General features: G+C 49.9%; 3 protein-coding genes, 3 tRNA genes and 2 rRNA genes (1 of these 8 running past the window's edge). 4 read left to right on the top strand and 4 right to left on the bottom strand.

Annotation, left to right across the window (positions count from 1 at the left end):
• Positions 1 to 239 precede the first annotated feature (239 nt).
• The 4 genes from FME97_RS07970 to FME97_RS07990 form a co-directional block, all read right to left on the bottom strand.
• Positions 240 to 776, bottom strand: a complete 537-nt coding sequence (locus FME97_RS07970) for a hypothetical protein (RefSeq protein WP_141428810.1) — start codon at positions 774 to 776, stop codon at positions 240 to 242.
• 1 nt (position 777) lies between these two features.
• Complete coding sequence (locus tag FME97_RS07975; RefSeq protein WP_162502069.1) at positions 778 to 2,064, bottom strand: RHS repeat domain-containing protein; 1,287 nt, start codon at positions 2,062 to 2,064, stop codon at positions 778 to 780.
• A 618-nt stretch (positions 2,065 to 2,682) separates the two neighbouring features.
• A tRNA-Leu gene (locus FME97_RS07985) sits at positions 2,683 to 2,764 on the bottom strand.
• Between the two features lie 79 nt (positions 2,765 to 2,843).
• Positions 2,844 to 3,458 carry a signal peptidase II gene (locus FME97_RS07990; RefSeq protein ID WP_141428813.1) on the bottom strand — a complete coding sequence of 205 codons (615 nt, stop codon included), beginning with the start codon at positions 3,456 to 3,458 and terminating at the stop codon, positions 2,844 to 2,846.
• A 766-nt stretch (positions 3,459 to 4,224) separates the two neighbouring features.
• Between FME97_RS07990 and FME97_RS07995 the strand changes: the two genes are divergently transcribed.
• The 4 genes from FME97_RS07995 to FME97_RS08010 all read left to right on the top strand — a co-directional run.
• Positions 4,225 to 5,750: ribosomal RNA gene (locus FME97_RS07995) — 16S ribosomal RNA — on the top strand.
• A gap of 103 nt (positions 5,751 to 5,853) precedes the next feature.
• A tRNA-Ile gene (locus tag FME97_RS08000) sits at positions 5,854 to 5,927 on the top strand.
• 14 nt (positions 5,928 to 5,941) lie between these two features.
• Positions 5,942 to 6,015, top strand: a tRNA-Ala gene (locus FME97_RS08005).
• 91 nt (positions 6,016 to 6,106) lie between these two features.
• Positions 6,107 to 6,436 (top strand): 23S ribosomal RNA (locus FME97_RS08010); it runs 2,543 nt beyond the window's last position.
• The 16S and 23S rRNA genes sit together here with 2 tRNA genes alongside, the layout of an rRNA operon.

Genomic DNA, 6,436 nt, shown 5'->3' on the forward strand with positions numbered 1-6,436 from the left:
TCCCGTCAAGGGTTGCCGGAACGTCCGGAGAGGTTTACGGTCTGTATGTCCCGAGAGCAGCAGCCGTTGTGATCCCGATTTTCCGGTCGAGTTTCAGTATCCGGTGCGTTGGCCGGATATATGGGTGTCGTATCGTGATCCTTTTCTTGTATGAAGTCGGGGCCGGCGGTGTTCCGATCCGGTGTCATGGTATAAAAGCCAAGCGATAACAGGCTGTCTGTTATCGCTTGGCTTGGAAGTTATTCCAGGGGCGCATTCAGGACTTCCCGGATTTCGGGTTCATAAAATCTTGCTATATAAGGAGGAGTGTCGGGAATGTCAATCCGATCCATGATGTATTCGTACAGTTTCCATACGTTTTCATAAGTGAATAGTTCGATCGGCAATTGAATGCGAAGAGCGTGTTTCTCCAATGGTAAATCGTGATCATTATATCCATATTCATATTCTGATATATATTGATTTTTAAATGAGTAACCTGCATATGGTTCGAAATAGGCACCTTCAACCAATTCAAATATGTCTACCGCGTTATTTTTATTCCGCACTGCTTTTTTTAAGATTTTTTTTGCCCAGCGTTTATTCTTCTTGAAAAGATCAGAAGCGACGTCCGCTATTCCATCTTCTTTTAAAACATAGTATTTATGCTTTTTTTTATATATATATTCCTGACCTCCATCTCCGTCGAAGATAACTACATTACTGTCCTGTGCCATTCCCATCATTGTGCCGGACAAAGCGAGGAGTACCGTGCTCCAAAATATAAACCGTTTCATATTATTTGTACAAGTCTTCTAAGATACTGAAAGATACGATTGCTTCTATTTTCTTGTTGTCGAATACGATTATTTCTTTTGTTCTCATTTGAAATAAATATCCGGTTGCAGTTCCTATTGATTTATGATCTTGCCGGCTCGGGAACCGGCTGGACCCTTTTAATGGGCCGAGGTTTTTCGATCCGCTCGAGTGGCTGTGATAGACACTTCTTGCTCCTTTCGGATTGATCGACACCGATGCGTGCTTTCCGGACTCTCTGACTTCGCCTTGAGAAACATTTGCAATCTGTCCTTCATGATTCACGATCCCTCCGTATTCCCTGTTGTTATTGTCCGAATCGCCCCCGGTGCCATCGTCTTTTATGGTGTTTCTCATTTTCTTGAGCGTGGGGACGGACTCTATTTCCATGATATTCTGCATGTGCGGTCCGGACAGATTCCCTTGTCGGATCGCATTTTCCGTGTCGATTGCCGCTTGTTCCGAAATTGAGTTTACCCGAAAGTCATGTTCATACCCAGCAGCTCTGATTACGTAGGTTTTATCGCCTTTTCCGGTATCATACATCAGGTATCCCAACGAATTATAATATTTGTCGTACACGGATCCATCCGGATCAATATTTCCTATCGGATCGTTTCCGCAATATATGTAGGGCGAACTTCCCGAATACTTTTCGCTTTTCGGGTCGGCCGTGTTCCATCCGATTCTGAATTCAGGGTCCATCATCCGGAATCCGAAATCGACGTACGGTATGCCGACGAATACCTGTTCCTCCTTTCCGTTGTATCGGTAGCGATTGTCGGAAATAAGGGCTTCGGCATCTTCCCATCGCAGGCCGAACGGATAGTAGTCGTCGGTTTCCGTCGCTTCTCCCGAAGCGGGATCCACGACGGCGCGCACGCTTCCCAGATGATCCGTCACGAAAAGATGCGTTTGGATACCGTTCGATGTCACGACGAACCGGCCTCCGTTGAACCCCGCGCTTTCGAGCGATAGTTTTCCGTCACGTTTCCCGTATACCAAAGAACCCGAATAATAGAGTCCGTCGCCGCCTGGCTCCGTCGCCGAGAGTTTCGTGCTGTCTGCAAGGTACGAATAATTTGCGGATAAAGTCCCTTTTTTCTCGACTTTTTGTATCATATTCAGACAATTATATGTAATGTCGAGATCGTTGGCCCCATCGTGCGTCATATTTCCGTTCGCATCGTAGCCGTAATCGTACACCGCTCCTGCATCGGCTATCGAGGCGATGCGGTTTCCCGTGTAGGAATATTCGAGATCGTTCAATGTCAGTCCGTTCCCGGTCCGCATCAAGGTCCGGAGGTTTCCGTTCGCATCGTATGTCAGTCCCTTTTCCGCGAAACGGTCCGTGAGGGCTCCGGCTTCGTAATGCCTGGTATCCGTCAGACGGGCGAAGCTGTCATAGGCGAATGCGTAGGTGTTTTCGTCCCGGCTCGTCCGGTCGTCCGGAAGATTCTCGGTTTCGGTTTTGGTCGGAGAAAAACGATTCCGGACAGGAAGACGAACCGGTTGAAGGCAGGATGGAATGGCATGAATCGACAGGAAATCGGCCGTACGGGAGTGTGGGGGAGGGGGCCGGGCGGATGCGCTGCACGGAAACGTGCGATCTGGTCTCGGCGCATACGGTCCGTCGATCCTTTGCCGCGAATCTTCTCGGGACGAAAGATGTGCCTTTCGCTGCGATCTCGAAGGCATTGGGGCATAGCAAGATTGCGACTGCGATGCGCTATTTGCGTGTGGGCGTGGAGGAAAACGCTCCGATTCTCGCCGGGAGCGGCTGCTTCAGACTGTCTGCCGGGGCTGGCGACTGACCGGATTCCCGGGATTTCATCATACAAATCATCATACACAAAAGAAAAGGCGCTGAACATCAGCGCCTTTTCGTGCCCAGGACAGGAATCGAACCTGCACGCCTTGCGGCACACGCACCTGAAACGTGCGCGTCTACCTATTCCGCCACCTGGGCGTTACCGGAGTTTTCCGGAATTGCGGTGTGCAAAAGTAATACTTTTTTTTGAATTACCAACTCTTTTTTGCGAAAAAAACTATTTGCTGAAGAATTTATATTGAAACAGAAGCAGATAGATTGTCGCCACGGAGATATAGGCATCGGCCAGGTTGAAGATGGCGCCGAAGAAATAGTTGTTGCTGTCCACGAGGAATTGCAGCAGGCGCGGTACGCCGTTCCATTGAAACAGCGGGAAATAGAACATATCGACGACCTTGCCCATCATGAAACCGGCGTAATGGCCTCCGAACTGCGCCACGGAGAAGGGAGTCGATTCGGAGAATACGAGCCCGTAGAAGGCGCTGTCGAAGATGTTGCCCAGCGCCCCGGCGACGATCAGCGCCAGGCCGATGAATACGCCTTTGGGTGTGTCTTTGCGTGTCCGGTGAAGGTGAACCATGAACCAACTGACGGCTCCCACCATTGCGATCCGGAAGATGCCCAGCATCAGCTTTCCCCAGTCGAAACTGCCCCGCGTGGCGATGTGCATGCCGAAAGCCGCCCCGTTGTTTTCGATGAAGCGCAGTTGGAACCAGTCCGGGAAGACGACGATCGCCTCGTCGAGGTGCATGTGGGTCTTGACCCAGATTTTGAGCGCCTGGTCTGCGAAGAGCAGCAGAAGGATAAGGAGCGATATTCTTTTCGGATTCATTTCGTTCGGTTTTTCCCGCAAAAATAGTAAAAAATCCCTTATTCCGGGAATCCGGGGCGAGATTGCCCGTCGAAGCGGTAATCCCGGAGGAACAGTGCGGGCGGGACCGAAGCGGATTCCGGGCCGGACGGGCGGGCCGGTTGGGCGGACTCCTGTCGGAGAAGGTCGAGCGGGGCGGGGATTCGATCCGGTTTCGGAAAGAGAACGGCGGGGACGGATTCGTTTCGGCGCGGAGATCCGGACGGAATCTGTCGGACGTAAGTCTATACGGACTTTCTATTATTTATTATATAATAGGTGTGAAGCGGTTTTCGGTATAAAATGAAACTTTTTTGCAAAAAATATACGAAATTATTTGCAGCTTCGGAAAAAGTCGCTACCTTTGCATCCGCATTTGAGAAATAACGGTTCTTGCAAATAAGTCGAAGGTTTACAATAAAGGAGTCGGAGACGGGTTTGTAGCTGGATTTCAAGAGAATGCAAAGTTCTTGAAAAAGTTTTTGGCGGTTTGAAAAAGATTGCTTACCTTTGCAATCCGTTTCGGAAAACGCCCGAAAGGGCGGTCGGAAAAAATCTTTGAAAAAGATTTGGCGGATTCAAAAATAGTACTTATCTTTGCAATCCCTTTCGCAATATAATGCGAAACTTTTTTAAAGCGGTTCTTTGAATTACTGGTTATTTGAGAGAAAAGAAATGTAGTATTTATCTGTCATTTCCTTTAAAGGAAGCGAATAGTCAGGACTCTAACGATACATTTGATTTTTTTACAATGGAGAGTTTGATCCTGGCTCAGGATGAACGCTAGCGGCAGGCTTAACACATGCAAGTCGAGGGGCAGCATTCGGGTAGCAATACCTGAGATGGCGACCGGCGCACGGGTGCGTAACGCGTATGCAACCTACCCATAACAGGGGCATAACACTGAGAAATTGGTACTAATTCCCCATAACATTCGAAGAGGCATCTTTTCGGGTTGAAAACTCCGGTGGTTATGGATGGGCATGCGTTGTATTAGCTGGTTGGTGAGGTAACGGCTCACCAAGGCGACGATACATAGGGGGACTGAGAGGTTAACCCCCCACATTGGTACTGAGACACGGACCAAACTCCTACGGGAGGCAGCAGTGAGGAATATTGGTCAATGGACGCAAGTCTGAACCAGCCATGCCGCGTGCAGGAAGACGGCTCTATGAGTTGTAAACTGCTTTTGTACGAGGGTAAACTCAGATACGTGTATCTGACTGAAAGTATCGTACGAATAAGGATCGGCTAACTCCGTGCCAGCAGCCGCGGTAATACGGAGGATTCAAGCGTTATCCGGATTTATTGGGTTTAAAGGGTGCGTAGGCGGTCTGATAAGTTAGAGGTGAAATCCCGGGGCTTAACTCCGGAATTGCCTCTGATACTGTTGGGCTAGAGAGTAGTTGCGGTAGGCGGAATGTATGGTGTAGCGGTGAAATGCTTAGAGATCATACAGAACACCGATTGCGAAGGCAGCTTACCAAACTATATCTGACGTTGAGGCACGAAAGCGTGGGGAGCAAACAGGATTAGATACCCTGGTAGTCCACGCAGTAAACGATGATAACTCGCTGTCGGCGATACACAGTCGGTGGCTAAGCGAAAGCGATAAGTTATCCACCTGGGGAGTACGTTCGCAAGAATGAAACTCAAAGGAATTGACGGGGGCCCGCACAAGCGGAGGAACATGTGGTTTAATTCGATGATACGCGAGGAACCTTACCCGGGCTTGAAAGTTAGCGACGATTCTGGAAACAGGATTTCCCTTCGGGGCGCGAAACTAGGTGCTGCATGGTTGTCGTCAGCTCGTGCCGTGAGGTGTCGGGTTAAGTCCCATAACGAGCGCAACCCCTACCGTTAGTTGCCATCAGGTCAAGCTGGGCACTCTGGCGGGACTGCCGGTGTAAGCCGAGAGGAAGGTGGGGATGACGTCAAATCAGCACGGCCCTTACGTCCGGGGCTACACACGTGTTACAATGGTAGGTACAGAGGGCAGCTACCCTGCGAAGGGATGCGAATCTCGAAAGCCTATCTCAGTTCGGATTGGAGGCTGAAACCCGCCTCCATGAAGTTGGATTCGCTAGTAATCGCGCATCAGCCATGGCGCGGTGAATACGTTCCCGGGCCTTGTACACACCGCCCGTCAAGCCATGGAAGCTGGGGGTGCCTGAAGTTCGTGACCGCAAGGAGCGACCTAGGGCAAAACCGGTGACTGGGGCTAAGTCGTAACAAGGTAGCCGTACCGGAAGGTGCGGCTGGAACACCTCCTTTCTGGAGAGTGCGACTATTTCGCAGACAGAAGATGCTCTTTCTTTTTCTCTCGAATCACCTGTAATTTTTAATGTTATACCGAGTGGGGTCTTCCCGCGGATATAGTCCCGTAGCTCAGTTGGTTAGAGCACTACACTGATAATGTAGGGGTCTGCGGTTCAAGTCCGCACGGGACTACGCCGATAACACTCGGGGGATTAGCTCAGTTGGCTAGAGCACCTGCTTTGCAAGCAGGGGGTCAAGGGTTCGACTCCCTTATCCTCCACTCGGATCGGGCGACCGATCGACGTTCATTGACATTATTGAGGAAATAAGATAAAGTCTTTTGCACTGCAATAGGGGTGTAAAAGAGTTGTAAGAAAGTATATAAGGGCGTATGGGGAATGCCTAGGCTCTTGGAGGCGAAGAAAGACGTGGTAAGCTGCGAAAAGCTCCGGGGATTTGCAAACAAGATTTGATCCGGAGATCTCTGAATGGGACAACCCGGCAGGTAGAAGACCTGTCATCCGGCGACGGAAGCCAACCCTCTGAACTGAAACATCTTAGTAGGAGGAGGAAAAGAAAGAAACATCGATTTCCTAAGTAGCGGCGAGCGAACGGGAAGCAGCCCAAACCGGATTTGTTACGGCAAATTCGGGGTTGTAGGACTGCGATATTCAAACGACAATGAACTGGAACGATCTGGA

The sequence above is a fragment of the Alistipes dispar genome, from assembly GCF_006542685.1.
Taxonomy (GTDB): domain Bacteria; phylum Bacteroidota; class Bacteroidia; order Bacteroidales; family Rikenellaceae; genus Alistipes; species Alistipes dispar.

What these genes read in the sequence shown, in the direction of transcription:
- FME97_RS07970 (WP_141428810.1), bottom strand. Translation starts at nt 776, where the DNA reads ATGAAACGGTTTATATTTTGGAGCACGGTACTCCTCGCTTTGTCCGGC.
- FME97_RS07990 (WP_141428813.1), bottom strand. Translation starts at nt 3,458, where the DNA reads ATGAATCCGAAAAGAATATCGCTCCTTATCCTTCTGCTGCTCTTCGCA.